This is a genomic window from Pararhizobium sp. A13 (assembly GCF_040126305.1).
GTDB lineage: Bacteria > Pseudomonadota > Alphaproteobacteria > Rhizobiales > Rhizobiaceae > Pararhizobium.
In genome coordinates, this window is the sequence record NZ_CP149510.1 from 2791216 (window position 1) to 2807645 (window position 16430).

The 16430-nt window shown below is 60.7% G+C and carries 20 protein-coding genes; 11 read left to right on the forward strand and 9 right to left on the reverse strand.

The genetic code is table 11. The annotated features are described in order from the left end of the window. The first annotated feature begins 4 nt into the window (after window positions 1-4). The 10 genes from rplO (at window position 5) to sugE (ending at window position 8906) form a co-directional block, all read left to right on the forward strand. A complete protein-coding gene (gene rplO / locus WI754_RS13775) occupies window positions 5-475 on the forward strand; it encodes a 50S ribosomal protein L15 (RefSeq protein WP_349433998.1) in 471 nt (156 codons plus the stop codon). Window positions 476-711: 236 nt separating this feature from the next. Continuing rightward, window positions 712-2052 carry a preprotein translocase subunit SecY gene (gene secY, locus WI754_RS13780; protein WP_349434000.1) on the forward strand — a complete coding sequence of 447 codons (1341 nt, stop codon included), beginning with the start codon at window positions 712-714 and terminating at the stop codon, window positions 2050-2052. Beyond that, window positions 2049-2645 (forward strand): adenylate kinase, encoded by a 597-nt coding sequence (locus tag WI754_RS13785; RefSeq protein WP_349434001.1) that lies wholly within the window; start codon window positions 2049-2051, stop codon window positions 2643-2645. The genes secY and WI754_RS13785 overlap by 4 nt, the downstream gene beginning before the upstream one ends. Before the next feature lie 213 nt (window positions 2646-2858). Further along, entirely contained in the window at window positions 2859-3227 is a 369-nt protein-coding gene (rpsM, locus tag WI754_RS13790; RefSeq protein WP_220369858.1) for a 30S ribosomal protein S13, read from the forward strand. Window positions 3228-3461: 234 nt separating this feature from the next. Then, a complete protein-coding gene (gene rpsK, locus WI754_RS13795; RefSeq protein ID WP_018328263.1) occupies window positions 3462-3851 on the forward strand; it encodes a 30S ribosomal protein S11 in 390 nt (129 codons plus the stop codon). Window positions 3852-3951: 100 nt separating this feature from the next. Beyond that, window positions 3952-4962: a DNA-directed RNA polymerase subunit alpha gene (locus WI754_RS13800; RefSeq protein ID WP_018328262.1), complete on the forward strand. Its 1011-nt coding sequence runs from the start codon at window positions 3952-3954 to the stop codon at window positions 4960-4962. A 121-nt stretch (window positions 4963-5083) separates the two neighbouring features. Then, on the forward strand, window positions 5084-5509 hold the full coding sequence (gene rplQ / locus WI754_RS13805) for a 50S ribosomal protein L17 (protein ID WP_037133554.1): 426 nt from the start codon (window positions 5084-5086) through the stop codon (window positions 5507-5509). A gap of 268 nt (window positions 5510-5777) precedes the next feature. Further along, the gene (locus WI754_RS13810) at window positions 5778-7136 is read left to right on the forward strand and encodes a DegQ family serine endoprotease (RefSeq protein WP_349437816.1); all 1359 of its coding nucleotides are present in this window, start codon (window positions 5778-5780) and stop codon (window positions 7134-7136) included. Continuing rightward, the gene (locus WI754_RS13815) at window positions 7133-8443 is read left to right on the forward strand and encodes a replication-associated recombination protein A (RefSeq protein ID WP_349434002.1); all 1311 of its coding nucleotides are present in this window, start codon (window positions 7133-7135) and stop codon (window positions 8441-8443) included. Before WI754_RS13810 ends, WI754_RS13815 begins: the two co-directional genes overlap by 4 nt. Window positions 8444-8591: 148 nt before the next feature. Continuing rightward, window positions 8592-8906 carry a quaternary ammonium compound efflux SMR transporter SugE gene (gene sugE / locus WI754_RS13820; RefSeq protein ID WP_349434003.1) on the forward strand — a complete coding sequence of 105 codons (315 nt, stop codon included), beginning with the start codon at window positions 8592-8594 and terminating at the stop codon, window positions 8904-8906. A gap of 90 nt (window positions 8907-8996) precedes the next feature. On the opposite strand, the gene WI754_RS13825 is transcribed toward sugE, so the two are convergent. From WI754_RS13825 to crcB, 4 genes are all read right to left on the reverse strand, one after another. Continuing rightward, window positions 8997-9782 (reverse strand): ATP12 family chaperone protein, encoded by a 786-nt coding sequence (locus WI754_RS13825; RefSeq protein WP_349434004.1) that lies wholly within the window; start codon window positions 9780-9782, stop codon window positions 8997-8999. After that, complete coding sequence (locus WI754_RS13830; protein WP_349434005.1) at window positions 9775-10440, reverse strand: HAD-IA family hydrolase; 666 nt, start codon at window positions 10438-10440, stop codon at window positions 9775-9777. Before WI754_RS13830 ends, WI754_RS13825 begins: the two co-directional genes overlap by 8 nt. After that, window positions 10440-11432 carry an RluA family pseudouridine synthase gene (locus WI754_RS13835; RefSeq protein WP_349434006.1) on the reverse strand — a complete coding sequence of 331 codons (993 nt, stop codon included), beginning with the start codon at window positions 11430-11432 and terminating at the stop codon, window positions 10440-10442. The genes WI754_RS13830 and WI754_RS13835 overlap by 1 nt, the downstream gene beginning before the upstream one ends. A 125-nt stretch (window positions 11433-11557) precedes the next feature. Beyond that, window positions 11558-11935 (reverse strand): fluoride efflux transporter CrcB, encoded by a 378-nt coding sequence (crcB, locus tag WI754_RS13840; protein ID WP_349434007.1) that lies wholly within the window; start codon window positions 11933-11935, stop codon window positions 11558-11560. Between the two features lie 167 nt (window positions 11936-12102). Here crcB and WI754_RS13845 point away from each other — a divergent pair, with 167 nt between their 5' ends. After that, window positions 12103-12414, forward strand: a complete 312-nt coding sequence (locus WI754_RS13845) for a DUF1883 domain-containing protein (RefSeq protein WP_349434008.1) — start codon at window positions 12103-12105, stop codon at window positions 12412-12414. Window positions 12415-12473: 59 nt separating this feature from the next. Here WI754_RS13845 and fghA read toward each other — a convergent pair whose 3' ends face one another. The 5 genes from fghA to WI754_RS13870 all read right to left on the reverse strand — a co-directional run bounded on the left by fghA (window position 12474) and on the right by WI754_RS13870 (window position 16288). Further along, window positions 12474-13307 (reverse strand): S-formylglutathione hydrolase, encoded by an 834-nt coding sequence (gene fghA, locus WI754_RS13850; RefSeq protein ID WP_349434009.1) that lies wholly within the window; start codon window positions 13305-13307, stop codon window positions 12474-12476. 29 nt (window positions 13308-13336) lie between these two features. Continuing rightward, window positions 13337-13990 carry a DUF1345 domain-containing protein gene (locus tag WI754_RS13855; RefSeq protein ID WP_349434010.1) on the reverse strand — a complete coding sequence of 218 codons (654 nt, stop codon included), beginning with the start codon at window positions 13988-13990 and terminating at the stop codon, window positions 13337-13339. Between the two features lie 28 nt (window positions 13991-14018). Further along, window positions 14019-14489, reverse strand: coding sequence for a YaiI/YqxD family protein (locus WI754_RS13860; RefSeq protein ID WP_349434011.1), 471 nt, complete (start codon window positions 14487-14489; stop codon window positions 14019-14021). Window positions 14490-14677: 188 nt separating this feature from the next. Continuing rightward, on the reverse strand, window positions 14678-15805 hold the full coding sequence (locus WI754_RS13865) for an S-(hydroxymethyl)glutathione dehydrogenase/class III alcohol dehydrogenase (RefSeq protein WP_349434012.1): 1128 nt from the start codon (window positions 15803-15805) through the stop codon (window positions 14678-14680). Window positions 15806-15889: 84 nt separating this feature from the next. After that, window positions 15890-16288, reverse strand: coding sequence for a helix-turn-helix domain-containing protein (locus tag WI754_RS13870; protein ID WP_349434013.1), 399 nt, complete (start codon window positions 16286-16288; stop codon window positions 15890-15892). Window positions 16289-16430: the final 142 nt, after the last annotated feature.

Sequence of the window (16430 nt, forward strand, 5' to 3'; positions counted from 1 at the left end):
CATCATGAAACTGAATGAAATCAAGGACAACGAAGGTTCGACCAAGAACCGCAAGCGTCTCGGTCGCGGCATCGGCTCCGGCTCGGGCAAGACTGCCGGCCGCGGTGTCAAGGGTCAGAAGGCTCGTTCGGGCGTTGCCATCAACGGCTTCGAAGGCGGCCAGATGCCAATCTACCGCCGCCTGCCGAAGCGCGGCTTCAACAACATCTTCCGTTCGGACTTTGTTGTCGTATCGCTCGGCCGCATCCAGACCGCCATCGATGCCAAGAAGCTCGATGCTTCGAAGACCGTCGATGCCGCCGCTCTCCAGGCTGCCGGCGTCATCCGCCGCGCCAAGGACGGCATCCGCGTTCTGGCCGACGGCGAACTGAAGGCGAAGCTTTCGCTCGAAGTTGCCGGTGCTTCCAAGCCGGCGATCGAAAAGATCGAAAAGGCTGGCGGCTCGATCAAGCTCCTTTCGGGCGCTGCTGAATAATTGTTGCTGATGAACCGCCCGGGGTGCTTCACACCGGGCGGTTTTGCTCCCATATGAGAGCCTCACGGATTCGCGGCCGGATTGATCCGCCGCAAAGCATTTAACGGGGAACCACGGTGAGGCGCATGATTGCGGATGCGATCGTTCCCGAGCCGGTTTTCACAAAAAGAAGATAGCTTTTTCCGGAGCTGACCGGGTTTTCCCGCGGGTTCCGAACTGGCTACGCGGAGAATTGCATGGCTTCTGCAGCGGAACAGCTCGCCTCCAACCTGAATTTTTCGACTTTCGCCAAGGCGGAAGATCTGAAAAAACGCCTCTGGTTCACCCTTGGCGCCCTTCTGGTTTATCGTCTCGGCACCTATATTCCGCTTCCCGGTCTCAATCCGGAAGCCTTTGCCCAGGCCTTCCAGGGCCAGAGCGGCGGCATCCTCGGCCTTTTCAACATGTTTTCGGGCGGCGCCGTATCGCGTATGGCGATCTTCGCCCTCGGCATCATGCCCTATATTTCCGCCTCCATCATTGTTCAGCTGATGACCTCCGTGGTTCCGTCGCTTGAGCAGTTGAAGAAGGAAGGCGAGCAGGGTCGCAAGGTCATCAACCAGTATACGCGCTACGGCACGGTGCTGCTCGGCACGCTGCAGGCCTACGGCATCGCGGTCGGTCTTGAGAGCGGTAACGGGCTCGTCGGCGATCCGGGCTGGTTCTTCCGCATCTCGACCGTCATCTCGCTGCTCGGCGGCACCATGTTCCTGATGTGGCTCGGTGAACAGATCACCTCGCGCGGCATCGGCAACGGCATCTCGCTGATCATCTTCGCGGGTATCGTCGCCCATCTGCCGACGGCTCTTGCCGGTACGCTCGAACTTGGCCGCACCGGCGCGCTTTCGACGCCGCTTATTCTTGCCATCATCGTCATGGTGGTTGGCGTGATTGCGTTGATCGTCTTCGTCGAGCGCGCGCAGCGCCGTCTGCTGATCCAGTACCCGAAGCGCCAGGTCGGCAACCGGATGTTCCAGGGCGATACCTCGCACCTGCCGCTGAAGCTCAATACGTCAGGCGTTATACCGGCGATCTTCGCGTCCTCGCTGCTGCTTCTGCCGGCGACGCTCGCAGGCTTTGCCAACACGGCTTCGATGCCCTCCTGGGCGACGACGATCGTTGCAGCGCTCGGTCATGGCCGGCCGCTCTATATGGTGCTCTACGGTGGCATGATTGCGTTCTTTGCCTTCTTCTACACGGCGATCGTCTTCAATCCGAAGGATACGGCCGACAATCTGAAGAAGCATGGCGGCTTTATCCTCGGTATCCGCCCGGGCGAGCGCACCGCTGAATACATCGACTACGTGCTGACCCGCATCACGGTGATCGGCGCGATCTACCTGATGTTCGTCTGCATTCTGCCCGAAGTCCTGATCGCGCAGACCGGCGTGCCGTTCTACCTTGGTGGTACGTCGCTTTTGATTGTTGTCAGCGTGACCCTTGATACTGTAGCACAGGTGCAGGGTCACCTGATTGCTCAGCAGTATGAGGGGCTGATCAAGAAGTCGAAGCTGCGTGGAGGGAAGAGGGGCCGATGAGACTTATATTTTTGGGACCGCCGGGAGCAGGCAAGGGAACACAGGCCAAACTTCTGACGGAAAAATATGGCATTCCGCAGCTATCTACCGGAGATATGCTGCGCGCCGCCGTTGCCGAGCAGAGCGATGTCGGCAAGCGTGCCAAGGCCGTGATGGATGCCGGCCAGCTCGTTTCGGATGAAATCGTCAATGAAATCGTTTCTGATCGCATCGATTCGACCGATTGCGCCAAGGGTTTCATCCTCGATGGCTATCCGCGCACCGTTCCGCAGGCGGTGGCGCTCGGCAAGATGCTCGAAGGCAAGGGGCTTCGGCTCGATGCCGTGATCGAACTGAAAGTCGATGAAGGCGCGCTTGTGCGGCGGATGGAGAATCGCGTAGCAGAAACCATCGCCGCTGGCGGTACGGTTCGCTCCGACGACAATCCGGAAGCTTTCAAGAAGCGTCTTGTCGAATATCGCGAAAAGACGGCGCCGCTGTCGCAGCACTATGCGGCTACGGGCGAACTCAAGACTGTTGATGGGATGGCATCGGTTGAAACGGTGACGTCGGAAATCAACAAAATACTGGCATCGGCTTCTGCCGACGCCTAAAAAGGACTGCCAGGGAGTTGACTTTTGTGGCCGATTCCTTCAAAGACCGCGCTAACTCGCTACATGCAAGGGATCGGCGCGGATTTCAAAACAACGAAGTCCGGGCGCGATTCTTTTGACGTGTTCCGAACACCACTTTAACAGTTGGCCTTTTCAAGGCTGCATAACGAAGCACCTATTGCCGGATGGCAACTGGAAGCAAGGAGAACAGGCGTGGCTCGTATCGCTGGCGTCAACATCCCGACGGCAAAGCGCGTAGTAATCGCGCTCCGTTACATTCACGGGATCGGTCCGAAATTCGCACAGGAAATCGTCGAGAAGGTCGGTATCCCGGCTGAACGTCGCGTGCATCAGCTGACGGATGCTGAAGTCCTTCAGATCCGCGAAACCATCGACCGTGATTACCAGGTCGAAGGTGACCTGCGTCGCGAGACCTCGATGAACATCAAGCGTCTGATGGACCTCGGCTGCTACCGCGGCCTGCGTCATCGCCGCTCGCTGCCGGTTCGCGGTCAGCGCACGCATACCAATGCCCGCACCCGCAAGGGCCCGGCAAAGGCGATCGCTGGTAAGAAGAAGTAATTTCCCTGTAAGGGGAAGTGCAGAGGCTGGCGCCCGGCGCCGGCCTCTTTTGTGGTTTCGGAAGGGCGCTCAAATGCGGCCTCCGGTGGAGCTGCTGGAATTACGGCAGTGACGATATCGCCGCGCTGATCGGGCCGTCCGTTGGCGCATAGTGAAAATTCAGGGCAGGGGGTTTCCTCTTCCCGGTGGAGCCGCTGGTGTTACGGCGGTGCAGAGATCAACGAAAGGTATATCATGGCCAAGGAAGCCACACGCGTTCGCCGTCGCGAGCGTAAAAACATTTCCACGGGCGTTGCTCACGTCAACTCGTCGTTCAACAACACGATGATCACCATCACCGACGCACAGGGCAACGCGATTGCCTGGTCGTCGGCTGGTTCGAAGGGCTTCAAGGGCTCGCGCAAGTCGACCCCGTTCGCGGCTCAGATGGCTGCCGAAGATGCGGCCAAGAAGGCTCAGGAACACGGCATGAAGACGCTGGAAGTCGAAGTTTGCGGTCCGGGTTCCGGCCGTGAATCGGCTCTGCGCGCCCTGCAGGCTGCGGGTTTCATGATCACCTCGATCCGTGACGTGACCCCGATTCCGCACAACGGCTGCCGCCCGCGCAAGAAGCGCCGCGTCTGATCAGTGACATTCATCAAGCCGGTGGAGGCCATGCTTCCTCCGGCGCTTCAAGGCTCGGTTGCCACGATTGGATGGTGGCAACGAACGGAAGGCAAGACATATGATTCAGAAAAACTGGCAGGAACTGATCAAGCCGAACAAGGTCGAGTTCTCCTCCTCGGGCCGTACCAAGGTTAGCCTTGTTGCCGAGCCGCTGGAGCGTGGCTTTGGCCTGACCCTCGGCAACGCGCTTCGCCGCGTTCTTCTGTCGTCGCTTCGCGGCGCTGCGGTGACCGCAGTGCAGATCGACGGCGTACTGCACGAGTTCTCCTCGATCCCGGGTGTTCGGGAAGACGTCACAGACATCGTGCTCAACATCAAGGAAATCGCCATCAAGATGGATGGCGATGACTCAAAGCGCATGGTCGTGCGCAAGCAGGGTCCGGGCGTCGTAACCGCCGGTGACATCCAGACGGTTGGCGATATCGAAATCCTCAACCCGAACCATGTGATCTGCACCCTCGACGAGGGCGCCGAGATCCGCATGGAATTCACCGTCAACAACGGCAAGGGCTATGTGCCGGCTGACCGCAACCGTTCGGAAGATGCTCCGATCGGCCTCATCCCGGTCGACAGCCTGTATTCGCCGGTCAAGAAAGTGTCCTACAAGGTGGAAAACACCCGCGAAGGCCAGGTTCTCGACTACGACAAGCTGTCCATGCAGATCGAGACCGATGGTTCCGTCACCGGTGAAGATGCAGTCGCTTTTGCGGCCCGCATCCTTCAGGACCAGCTCGGCGTCTTCGTCAACTTCGACGAGCCGCAGAAGGAAGCCGAAGAAGAAGCCGTTACCGAACTGGCGTTCAACCCGGCACTCCTGAAGAAGGTCGACGAACTGGAACTCTCCGTCCGTTCGGCCAACTGCCTGAAGAACGACAACATCGTTTACATCGGCGATCTCATTCAGAAGACCGAGGCCGAAATGCTTCGCACTCCGAACTTTGGTCGCAAGTCGCTGAACGAAATCAAGGAAGTTCTCGCTTCCATGGGCCTGCACCTCGGCATGGAAGTGCCGGCATGGCCGCCCGAGAACATCGAAGATCTCGCCAAGCGCTACGAAGACCAGTATTGAGCAAACAAAAGGCAGGTTAACCCTCTGCCTTTCCCCGTCAAACAGCAGGTTTCGAACCTGTATGTGCCAGGAAACGGCAGGCCCATAAAGTTAAGGGCACCTGCATTTAAGGAGAATAGCAATGCGCCACCAGAAAGCCGGCCGCAAGCTGAACAGAACCGCCAGCCACCGCAAGGCAATGTTCGCCAACATGGCTGCCTCGCTCATCGAACATGAGCAGATCGTCACCACCCTGCCGAAGGCAAAGGAAATCCGCCCGATCGTCGAGAAGCTCGTCACGCTCGGCAAGCGCGGTGACCTGCATGCCCGCCGCCAGGCCATCTCGCAGATCCGCGACGTCGCTGTCGTTTCGAAGCTGTTCGATGCCATCGCATCGCGTTACGCAACCCGCAACGGCGGCTACCTGCGCATCATGAAAGCCGGCTTCCGCCACGGCGACAACGCGGCTTTGGCCGTCGTTGAATTCGTCGATCGCGACACTTCGGCCAAGGGCGCCAAGGACATCGCTCGCGTTGCCGCCGAAGCAGAAGCTGCAGACGCCGCATAAGCTTTCCGATTTTTTCGGAAGATCGAGACAGCCGGGCCGAAAGCCCGGCTGTTTTGCGTTGAGGGACCGCCTTTCACGTTTCCGCCGTCTTTGCTTTTTATCGCTGACGTCCTATCTGTCTTTTCCAACAATCGATTTCGGCAGGATGCCCCGCATGATCCGTTCGCCCCGTACTCTCGTCCTGTCCACCATGGCCGGGCTGGCGCTCCTTGCCAGTGTCGTGCATTTCGGTTTCCCGGGGGAGGACGCCTCCGACGGCGTGGAGAACATGACGACCGGTGCTGTCGTCGCGCAGGCGGACACGCAGAAGGCGCTGCCGCAAAGCCGCACGGAAATGCAACTGTCTTTTGCGCCGCTGGTCAAGCAGACGGCAAACGCGGTGGTCAACGTCTATGCTGAAAAGACGGTCGAGCGCCGCTCGCCCTTCGCCGACGATCCGTTCTTCGAGCAGTTTTTCGGCCAACAGATGCCGAACCGCTCGGAAAAGCAGTCGTCGCTCGGCTCCGGTGTCATCGTCGGCAAGAACGGTATCGTGGTGACCAACAACCACGTGATCGCGGACGCGGACGACATCAAGGTCGCGCTTGCCGACGGCCGGGAGTTCGCGAGCACGATCGTGCTCAAGGACGACCGCCTGGATCTGGCCGTCCTGAAGATAAAATCGGACGGTCCCTTCGAAACCATCCCGCTTGGCGATTCCGATGCGGTCGAAGTCGGTGACCTCGTGCTGGCGATCGGCAATCCCTTCGGCGTTGGTCAGACGGTAACCAGTGGCATCGTCTCGGCGCTCGCCCGCAATCAGGTCGTGTCGGGTGATTTCGGCTTCTTCATCCAGACCGATGCGGCGATCAATCCGGGCAATTCGGGCGGCGGCCTGATCGACATGAACGGCCAACTGATTGGTATCAACACGGCGATCTTTTCGCGCGGTGGCGGTTCCAACGGGGTTGGTTTTGCCATTCCCGCCAATCTTGTGAAAGTCTTCGTGGCATCGGCCGAGGGCGGCAATGGCAGCTTCACGCGACCGTTCATCGGCGCGAGCTTCGAGCCGGTGACATCCGAAGTTGCCGAGGCGCTCGGGCTCGACCGGGCGAGGGGTGCTTTGGTGAGTTCGGTGATCGAAGGCGGGCCGGCTGAAAAGGCAGGCATGAAGCCGGGCCAGGTGATCGTCGCCGTCAACGGCATCCCGGTCGAACATCCGGACGCGCTCGGCTACCGCCTGACGACCGTCGGCATTGGTCATGAGGCCAAGGTTACCGTGAGCGAGAGCGGCAAGACCCGCGACCTGTTGTTGACGCTATCGGGAGCCCCGGAAACGTCGCCGCGCGACGAGCGGCTGATCGAGGGGCGTAATCCTTTCGCTGGCGCCGTGGTCGGCAATCTCTCGCCGCGCCTGGCCGACGAACTGCATATGCCGACCTCCTTGCAGGGCGTCGTGATTACGCAAATCAATCGCGGATCGCCTGCCGCGCGTGTTGGCTTCCAGCCGAAGGATATCGTCATCGCCGTCAATGGTACACCGATCGACAAGACCGCCACGCTGGAGGCGCTCGCCAAGGACGATCCGTCGCTGTGGCGCGTCGAGATCGAACGCGATGGCCAGCGCATCCGCCAGTTCTTCCGATGAGCGACCTGTTTTCCCCGACCGAACCCGCAGGCATGAGCGAAAAACGACCGCTGGCCGATCGGCTGCGGCCACAGACTTTGGCGGGGGTCACCGGCCAGGCACATCTGACCGGCGAGGACGGTGTTCTCGCTCGCATGATCGCGTCCGGATCGCTGGGCTCGATGATCTTCTGGGGCCCGCCGGGAACGGGCAAGACGACGGTTGCCCGACTGCTGTCGGGCGAAGCGGGACTTGCCTTTGAGCAGATATCGGCGATTTTCTCCGGCGTTGCGGATTTGAAGCGTGTGTTCGAATCGGCCCGTGCGCGCCGCATGTCCGGGCGGCAGACACTGCTGTTCGTTGATGAGATCCACCGCTTCAACCGCGCCCAGCAGGACAGTTTTTTGCCGGTCATGGAAGATGGCACGGTCATTCTGGTTGGCGCCACGACGGAAAACCCGTCCTTCGAGCTGAACGCGGCTCTGCTGTCGCGCGCCCGGGTCCTGACGTTCAAGCCGCATGACGAGGCGAGCCTTGCCGAATTGCTGGCGCGCGCCGAACAGGTGGAGGGGAAGCCGCTACCGGTCGATGCCGATGCCCGCGCCAGCCTCGTGCGCATGGCCGATGGCGACGGGCGGGCCGTGCTGACGCTTGCCGAAGAGGTTTGGCGGGCCGCGCGCAAGGACGAGGTGTTCGATGCCAACGCCGTGCAGGAGATCGTCCAGCGGCGCGCGCCGGTCTATGACAAGGGGCAGGACGGCCACTACAACTTGATCTCCGCCCTGCATAAATCGGTGCGCGGCTCGGATCCTGACGCAGCACTCTATTATCTTTGCCGTATGTTCGATGCTGGCGAGGACCCGCTTTATCTCGGACGGCGGTTGGTGCGCATGGCGGTGGAGGATATCGGCCTTGCCGATCCGCAGGCGCTGGTGATCTGCAACGCGGCCAAGGATGCGTATGACTATCTCGGTTCGCCGGAGGGTGAATTGGCGCTGGCGCAGGCCTGCGTCTATCTCGCGACCGCACCGAAGTCGAACGCCGTCTATACAGCCTACAAGTCCGCCATGCGCGCCGCCAAGGAGAACGGCTCGTTGCTGCCGCCCAAGCACATCCTCAATGCCCCTACCAAATTGATGAAGGGCGAGGGCTATGGGGATGGCTATCGTTACGACCATGACGAGCCGGACGCGTTTTCCGGCCAGGACTATTTCCCGGAGAAGATGGGCCGCAAGATTTTCTACGATCCGCCCGAGCGTGGCTTCGAGCGCGATATCCGCAAACGTCTCGAGTGGTGGGCAAAGCTCAGGAAAGAGCGTGGCCAGTAGGGCAGGTCAGCCATGCATGCCGGGCTCTTGCAAGCGTCAAGCCGGGATGGCATAGGTTGCCCATGCAGACGGCTGCACGGGATCAGGCCATTGTTTGATAACCGAACATCCGCGAGGACGGCCTCGCTCCTTTGAACGGAGTTAAATCGTGGCCTGGATCATTCTTTTCCTCGCAGGACTTCTCGAAATCGGCTGGGCGATCGGCCTCAAATATACCGACGGTTTTGCCAAGCTGGTGCCGACGGTTCTGACCATGATCTCTATGGTGGCAAGTGTCGTTCTGCTCGGTATCGCGGTCAGAACCTTGCCGCTCGGGACGGCTTATGCCGTGTGGACCGGTGTCGGTACGGTCGGAACGGTCATTCTCGGTATCGTGCTTTTCGCCGAACCGGCGACCGCGATCCGCCTTGGCTGCATCTCGCTGATCATTGCCGGCATCGCCGGGCTCAAGCTGACGGCCTAAAGTCTTCCGCACCGATGCATTCGCGACCGCGTTGCGCCAAAACCGACGCGGTGCGGTCCTTTAATTCCGCTCGGAGTGCTGTCTGATTTTTCAGCGCAGAGCGTCGAGCGTCGCGGTGGCGGCCTGCATCTCCCGCCAGCGGTTTTCACGACGCTGGAAGGCTTCGTCGTCGGTACCCCAATGCTCGATCTGCCAGTCCTCGTCGAGATGGGCAAGCGCCCAGGCTTCCTCGGCCGAAAGGTGTTTCTCGGCGAAGGCGATCGCGAGCAGGGCGGACCCCGTGAGTGTCGTGATCGTGTGCAGGCAGGCGAGTCCGAGCGGGGTCGCATAGGCGCGCAGCGCCTCGGCAACGCCGTTGATCGCCGCGCGCGGCTGCACCTGATGCACGACGCCCTCGACGAGGATGAAGCGCGCGCCCAGTTTCTCCGCCGCCCAGCTGATCACCGGGTCCCAGCGTTCCGATTGGCGGGCAACCAGCCCTTCCGGCTCGCTGGCGCGGTAGCACAGGAGATCGGTTCCGGCAAAATTGAGGATGTCGTCGAAGACGGCGCGAATGTCCTTGGAGACACCATCGATCGCCGTGTTGGCCAGCCGGGTGACCGGCATCGTCGCCGGGTCGATGTTTTCTTTCTGCGCATCCCACTCGACAGCCAGCAGTTCGGCGACGGCTTGCGTCGGCACGGTCAGCGGCTGCTTTGCCGGTGTGCGAACGGTCCTGCCGTCGAGCAGGATCGTATGGCCGCCGTCTTCCGCGGCGCCGACGCTGACGGTCGTATAGAACCGCTTCGGTAGCGGCTTGTGCATCTGTATCTGCGCACGGCGCACGGGATCCGGGTCGCTGAGGGCTTCCGACAGATCGTCGCGAATATCAGGCATGATGTGTCTCCATCCAGTCCAGAATATCGTGCGGGGTGCGGGCGATGTGGTCCGCGCCGGCCTCGATAAGCTCGGGAACGGAAGCATAGCCCCATGCGACACCAATTGCTGAAGTACCGGCATTCTTGGCCATCTGCATGTCAAAGATGGCGTCACCGATGACGACAGTGTCCTTCGGGTCGATGCCGGCTTCCGCACAGCATTCCGTCACCATCGCCGGATGCGGCTTGGAAGGACAATCGTCGGCCGTCCTTGAAACGAAGAATGTCTTTTCATAGCCGTGGCTTGCACAGATCTGATCAAGTCCGCGCCGCGACTTTCCCGTTACGGCACCCAGGAGCAGTTCGTCGCGGTCCGAAAGCGTGGAGATGAGCGATGCGATGCCCGGAAACAGCGGCTCGCGAAAGTCCATCTCGGCGCGGACGCCGCCATAAAGCTTCTTGTAATGCGCGGTCATGGCCTGGGCGCGATCGTCCACATGCGGCTGGTGCATCAGCCGGGCGATGGCGATATCGAGCGTCAGGCCGATGATGCTCTTGGTCGCGTCAAGCGTGACGCGGGTCAGGCCAAAGTCCTCGAAAGTGCGGGCCATGACCTCGTGAATCAGGCCGGCGCTGTCGACCAGCGTGCCGTCACAATCGAATAGAACCAGCTTCATCAGTCGTCGTCTTCCTCGGCGCTGGCCATGTCGAAGCCGATCAGGTTCCAGCTCTGGACCATGTGTTGCGGCATCGGCGCGGTCACGCGCAGGCGCCCGCCATCGGGATGCGGAACGTCGATGCGGCGGGCATGCAGATGCAGCTTGTTCTGCACGCCGCCGGGAAAGGCCCAATTGAATTCGGCATCGAAATATTTCGGATCGCCGATGATCGGATGACCGATATGGGCGGCATGGACGCGCAGCTGATGGGTACGGCCGGTATAGGGCTCCATCTCCAGCCAGGTCAGATTCTGGCCGGCCTGCTCGATGATCCGGTAGTAGGAAACGGCATGGTCGGCACCGTCCTCGCCGTGCTTGGCAATGCGCATGCGGTCGCCATCCGGCGTCTGTTCCTTGACGAGCCAGGTGGAAATCTTGTCCTCGCGCTTGCGCGGCACACCCTTGACCAGGGCCCAATAGGTTTTCTTCGTGTCGCGCTCGCGAAATGCGGCCGTCAGCTTCTGCGCGGCGCCACGGGTGCGGGCGATGACCAGAACGCCGGAGGTATCGCGGTCGAGCCGGTGCACGAGGCGTGGCTTCTCGCCCTTGGGACTGGTCCAGGCTTCGAGCATCTCGTCGATATGACGGTTTATGCCCGAGCCGCCCTGAACGGCGATACCTGGAGGCTTGTTGAGGACGATGACCTTGGAATCCTCGTGCAGCAGCATGCGCGACAGGAGTTCGTGGTCCGACGCATGACGCAGGTCCCGGCCGGCGATCGGGCCGGTTTTCGATTTGGCATCGACGTCCATCGGTGGAATGCGCACGACCTGCCCCGGCTGGACGCGTGTATCGGATTTAACCCGACCGCCATCGACACGCACCTGGCCGGAGCGCAGCAGCTTCTGCAGCGGGCCGAAGCCGAGACCCGGATAATGTACCTTGAACCAGCGATCGAGCCGCATGCCCGCCTCGTCGGTTTCTACCTGCTTGTGTTCAATGCCCGCCATCTTGCTTTTACCTGCATCCAATTGTCATAGCGCCTCGACAATGGTGCCGACAGGAAACCCGTGCGCAAACTGATATGATAGAGCAGGCCGGTCGAAGGGACGCGCAGCGCTCTGAGATGGTCCCTTTAGACCATTGCGCGCATAAGGGCCAGCCCAGCAAACACGGCGATTGCCGAAAGAAGCACGCTTGAGCCCACATAAATCGCCGCCGTGACCATCTCACCGCGTTCCATCAGCGTCATCGCATCGAGCGAGAAGGCGGAGAAGGTCGTGTAGCCGCCGAGGATGCCGGTGATCAGGAACACGCGCATCTCGACCGATGCGCCGACTTTGCGCGCAATCGCTTCGGCAAAGACGCCGATCAGGAAGGATCCCGTAACGTTGACGATCAGCGTCCCCCACGGGAAGGACGGTCCGAAACTGCGCAAGGTCCACAGGCCCACGAGGTAACGGAGCACGGAGCCGAATGCACCGCCGAAGGCAACGAGGAGAAGGTTTGTCATGGGAAACCCCATAGCCGAAACCGATGCTGCATGGAAGCCGGTTGCCCATTTTGGCGCAGATTGGAAAGCGTCAAACGCATGCGGTCACGGTTGGCGAGGAACCATTCTTTAACGCGCAATCCCTAATATAGAAGCTTCAGGCGGGGCAGCTTTCAAACGGGCATGACATGACGAAACTGAAGTTCAACTTCACCCATTACGACCTCAAGCAACAACGCGCCGGTGTGACCATCGAGATCACCCTGTCGGCGGTCGCCAATGTCCGGCTGATGACGGCGAATAATTTTCAACTCTACAAGGAAGCAATGAAGCACCAGTTCGTCGGCGGCGTGGCGCGCAAGTCGCCGATCCGGCTGGTCATTCCGCAGTCCGGCCACTGGCACGTGGTCGTCGATATGGAAGGTCATCACGGACATAGCGAATCGAGCATCCGGATCGTCGAGACCGCGACTCCGCCCCGTTTCCAATCGGCATCCTGAAAGAGCTGAAAACCGCGGCGTTATGCACGACGCGGTTTTTGAATATCTCTGGCGAAGGCTCAGGCCAGCCGCTCGGCGTGCCATTTCAGATGATCGTCCATGAGGGACGAAATGAAATAGTAGGAATGGTCGTAGCGCTCGTGCATCCTAAGCGTCAGGCCGATGCCGGTGCCCGTGATAGCGTCCTTGAACAGCCAGGGACGCAGGCCGTTTTCCAGGAAATTGTCGGCCTTGCCCTGATCGATGAGGAATTCCGGAAAACGGGCGCCGTCCTTCACCAGTGCGCAGGCGTCATATTGCCGCCACGCGGCCTTGTCGGCGCCGAGGTATTTTTCAAAGGCGCCGATTGACCAGTCAGCCGTTGAGGGCTCGACGATCGGTGCGAAGGCCGAGCAGCTCCTGAAACGCTCGGGGTTCTTCAGCGCGATCGTCATGGCGCCATGGCCGCCCATCGAATGGCCGAAGATCCCCTGGCTGCCCATGTCGACGCGGAAATGCTGGCTGACGAAAGCGGGCAGTTCCTGCGTGATGTAGGTGTACATCTGGTAGTTCTCGGCCCAGGGCGTCTCTGTCGCATCGAGATAGAAACCGGCTCCCTTGCCCATCTGCCAGTTGGTGAGTTCGTCCGGAACATCGTTGCCGCGCGGGCTCGTATCCGGGCAGACGATGATCAGGCCGAGTTCGGCTGCCATGCGGCGATACTCGCCCTTTTCCATCACATTCGCATGGGTGCAGGTGAGGCCGGAGAGATACCAGAGAACCGGGCAGGGTGCCGAGATCGCCTGCGGTGGAACATAGACCGCGAAGGTCATTTCGGTCTTGCAGGCCTGCGAGTCGTGCGAAAAGACGCCCTGCATGCCGCCGAAGGCGGTGTTCTGGGAAAGGACTTTCAAGCTGTGCTCCTTTGAAGCTGAATATGTCGTTATGCCAGCGACACTGCCGCATTGACCGCAGCCGCCACCAGCACGGTATTGAAGAAGAAGGATACGACCGCGTGCAGAAGATTGATCCTTCGCATTGCAGTCGAGGTGATGGCAATATCCGAGGTTTGTGCCGTCATGCCGATGATGAAAGCGAAGTAAAGGAAATCGTAGCCGCCCGGCTCTGCAGTGCCCGGGAAATCGAGGCTGCGGCCGTCGCCCTCGTTATCCCCCATTTCCGGACTCCAATAGCGGTGCGCGTAATGCATCGCCGCCATCGTATGGATGGTCAGCCAACCAAGCACAACCGAGGCAAAAGCCAATATGAGTTCGATGACAGTTTCCGTACCGCCGGCATTCATCGCCTGGAACAAAGATACGGTGGAAACGCCGACAGCGATGAGCGTGACAGCAAAAATAACGATCGCGGGCTCGTCGGTCCCCGCAGCGTTGCGCTTCAGATAGGCTCCCGTCAATCTCGGCAAACGACGGCCTATCAGCAGCAGATAGACTGAAAAGAAGACGGCAGCCGACAGCCCCACCGCGAATTTGGGTGCAACAAGCAGACAAAGAACAGCGGTGATGACGGCGCAAATGCCACCCGTGTAGAAAGGCGCATGGCGGCGATGGGCGATCTTCCTGTCTACCTTGCTCATGAACGCTCCCCGGCGCTTTTGTCCACAACTAGCGCTGTTTGACACGGCGGCAAAGCCGGTCGAGCGTTTCGAGAAAAGCGGAACGGTCACGGGGCGAGAAGGCGGCGTTGTAGCCCTTGCTTTCGCCGGTTTCGCGCAGGTGAGCCCCGAGATCGCGCATGGCTGTCGCCATGCCGATATTGGCCTTGTCGAAGATCCGGCCGGTCGGCCCCGTCACGTGCGCGCCGGCGGCGACACAGCGGCCGGCAAGCGGTACGTCAGCCGTGACGACGATATCGCCTTCGCCGGCTCGTTCGGCGATCCAGTCGTCGGCCGCATCGAAGCCGGCCGAGACGATGACATTGCGCACCATCGGGTCGCGGGATGGCCGCAGGCCCGAATTGGCGACGAGGACAACGGGCAGGCTATGGCGCTCGGCGACCTTGAGGATTTCCGGCTTGACCGGGCAGGCATCGGCATCGACGTAGATGGTGCTGGTCTGTGGCGTTTCATCTGACATGCGCTATACCCCGATCATCGCTGTCATGGCCGCGCGACCGAATTTCCCATCAGTTTATCGCTTGTGGCGATCAAAAAACGCGTCAGCATCGAATTCCGCCGGTGTAAGTGGCTTCCGCGCCCCTCGGTGGGACGCGGCGCCGCGGATTTTTGAGATCTCCCAAAATCGATGCAGATTTTGAGGCGATCCTAGTAGATCACGACACTACGGATGCTTTCGCCGGCATGCATCAGGTCGAAGCCCCTGTTGATGTCCTCGAGCGGCATGGTGTGGGTGATCATCGGATCGATCTGGATCTTGCCGTCCATGTACCACTCGACGATCTTCGGCACGTCGGTGCGGCCGCGTGCGCCGCCGAAGGCGGTGCCCATCCAGTTGCGGCCGGTGACCAGCTGGAAGGGACGGGTGGAGATTTCCTGGCCGGCGCCGGCAACGCCGATGATGACCGACTTGCCCCAGCCGCGATGCGACGATTCCAGTGCCTGGCGCATCACCTTGGTGTTGCCGGTGCAATCAAAGGTGTAGTCGGCACCACCGATCGTGTCGCCATTACGCTTGGTCATGTTGACCAGATAGGGCACGATGTCGTCGCCGACCTCCTTCGGATTGACGAAATGCGTCATCCCGAATTTCTCGCCCCAGGCCTTGCGGTCGTTGTTGATATCGACGCCGATGATCATGTCGGCACCGGCAAGGCGCAGGCCCTGCAGAACGTTGAGGCCGATGCCGCCGAGACCGAAGACGATGGCCGTCGAACCGATTTCCACCTTGGCCGTGTTGATGACGGCGCCGATGCCGGTGGTGACGCCGCAGCCGATATAGCAGATCTTGTCGAACGGCGCGTCCGGGTTGACCTTGGCGAGCGCGATCTCCGGCAGCACGGTGAAGTTGGCGAAGGTCGAGCAGCCCATGTAGTGGAAGATCTTGTCCTTGCCGATGGAGAAGCGCGAGGTGCCGTCCGGCATCAGGCCTTGCCCTTGCGTGGCGCGGATCGACGTGCAGAGGTTCGTCTTGCGCGACAGGCAGGAATAGCATTCGCGGCATTCCGGCGTGTAGAGCGGAATGACGTGGTCGCCCTTCTTCAGCGACGTCACGCCCGGGCCGACATCGACGACGATACCGGCGCCCTCATGGCCGAGGATCGCCGGGAAGATGCCTTCCGGATCGGCGCCGGACAGGGTGAACTCGTCGGTGTGGCAGATGCCGGTCGCCTTGACCTCGACCAGCACTTCGCCGGCCCGCGGACCTTCCAGCTGAACCGTCATGATTTCCAATGGCTTGCCGGCCTGAACGGCAACAGCGGCGCGTACGTCCATGGTTCTTCTCCCTGAATGAATTGGCGCCACAATCGCAGAGTGGTGTGCGGCGCTCAAGCCTGAATCGGCTATTTGAGTCGTGATTTACTGCATGTCCTGTAGGACACGGTTGATCTCCATCTCAAGGGCGGAGATCGCTTTTCCTGTCTGCTCGTGCAGTTTCTTCACCTGCGCCAACTGGTCACGCAACTGGCCGGCAACACTGTTGGAAAGATCGTCCTTCGGCGCTTCGCCGATACCGGCAATCAGCCAGGCTGGGCTCACGCCAAGCACGCCCGCCAGCGTGAACAGCCGGTTGGTGCGTGGCTCCGACCGGTCGCGCTCCCAGGCGGAAATCGTGTCGGCGCGAACGCCCAGCCGGTCCGCCAGTTCCTGTGCCGAGAGGTTCAGCGCGTCGCGCGCACGCCAGATTCTGCCTCCGAGCGTATCGTTGTCGCTTGGCCGGCGAATCATGGCTAAAAAGGTATCGGTTGATAAGCGCATCGGTCTCTCCTTTTGCCTTGCTGGCTTGGATGGTCGAGTTCCGCGGCGGCCGCGCTGTTGCGGTCGGGTCGTTCACTCAGCCAGTCTATATGGCCCTGCACATAACGGGACACTCCAGCACGTCAAAAATGCCGCCAAAAAC

Coding starts and splice junctions, on each gene's coding strand:
- rplO (WP_349433998.1), top strand. CDS start 5: ATGAAACTGAATGAAATCAAGGACAACGAAGGTTCGACCAAGAACCGC.
- secY (WP_349434000.1), top strand. CDS start 712: ATGGCTTCTGCAGCGGAACAGCTCGCCTCCAACCTGAATTTTTCGACT.
- WI754_RS13785 (WP_349434001.1), top strand. CDS start 2,049: ATGAGACTTATATTTTTGGGACCGCCGGGAGCAGGCAAGGGAACACAG.
- rpsK (WP_018328263.1), top strand. CDS start 3,462: ATGGCCAAGGAAGCCACACGCGTTCGCCGTCGCGAGCGTAAAAACATT.
- WI754_RS13800 (WP_018328262.1), top strand. CDS start 3,952: ATGATTCAGAAAAACTGGCAGGAACTGATCAAGCCGAACAAGGTCGAG.
- rplQ (WP_037133554.1), top strand. CDS start 5,084: ATGCGCCACCAGAAAGCCGGCCGCAAGCTGAACAGAACCGCCAGCCAC.
- WI754_RS13810 (WP_349437816.1), top strand. CDS start 5,778: ATGACGACCGGTGCTGTCGTCGCGCAGGCGGACACGCAGAAGGCGCTG.
- WI754_RS13815 (WP_349434002.1), top strand. CDS start 7,133: ATGAGCGACCTGTTTTCCCCGACCGAACCCGCAGGCATGAGCGAAAAA.
- WI754_RS13825 (WP_349434004.1), bottom strand. CDS start 9,782: ATGCCTGATATTCGCGACGATCTGTCGGAAGCCCTCAGCGACCCGGAT.
- WI754_RS13830 (WP_349434005.1), bottom strand. CDS start 10,440: ATGAAGCTGGTTCTATTCGATTGTGACGGCACGCTGGTCGACAGCGCC.
- WI754_RS13835 (WP_349434006.1), bottom strand. CDS start 11,432: ATGGCGGGCATTGAACACAAGCAGGTAGAAACCGACGAGGCGGGCATG.
- crcB (WP_349434007.1), bottom strand. CDS start 11,935: ATGACAAACCTTCTCCTCGTTGCCTTCGGCGGTGCATTCGGCTCCGTG.
- WI754_RS13845 (WP_349434008.1), top strand. CDS start 12,103: ATGACGAAACTGAAGTTCAACTTCACCCATTACGACCTCAAGCAACAA.
- WI754_RS13855 (WP_349434010.1), bottom strand. CDS start 13,990: ATGAGCAAGGTAGACAGGAAGATCGCCCATCGCCGCCATGCGCCTTTC.
- WI754_RS13860 (WP_349434011.1), bottom strand. CDS start 14,489: ATGTCAGATGAAACGCCACAGACCAGCACCATCTACGTCGATGCCGAT.
- WI754_RS13865 (WP_349434012.1), bottom strand. CDS start 15,805: ATGGACGTACGCGCCGCTGTTGCCGTTCAGGCCGGCAAGCCATTGGAA.
- WI754_RS13870 (WP_349434013.1), bottom strand. CDS start 16,288: ATGCGCTTATCAACCGATACCTTTTTAGCCATGATTCGCCGGCCAAGC.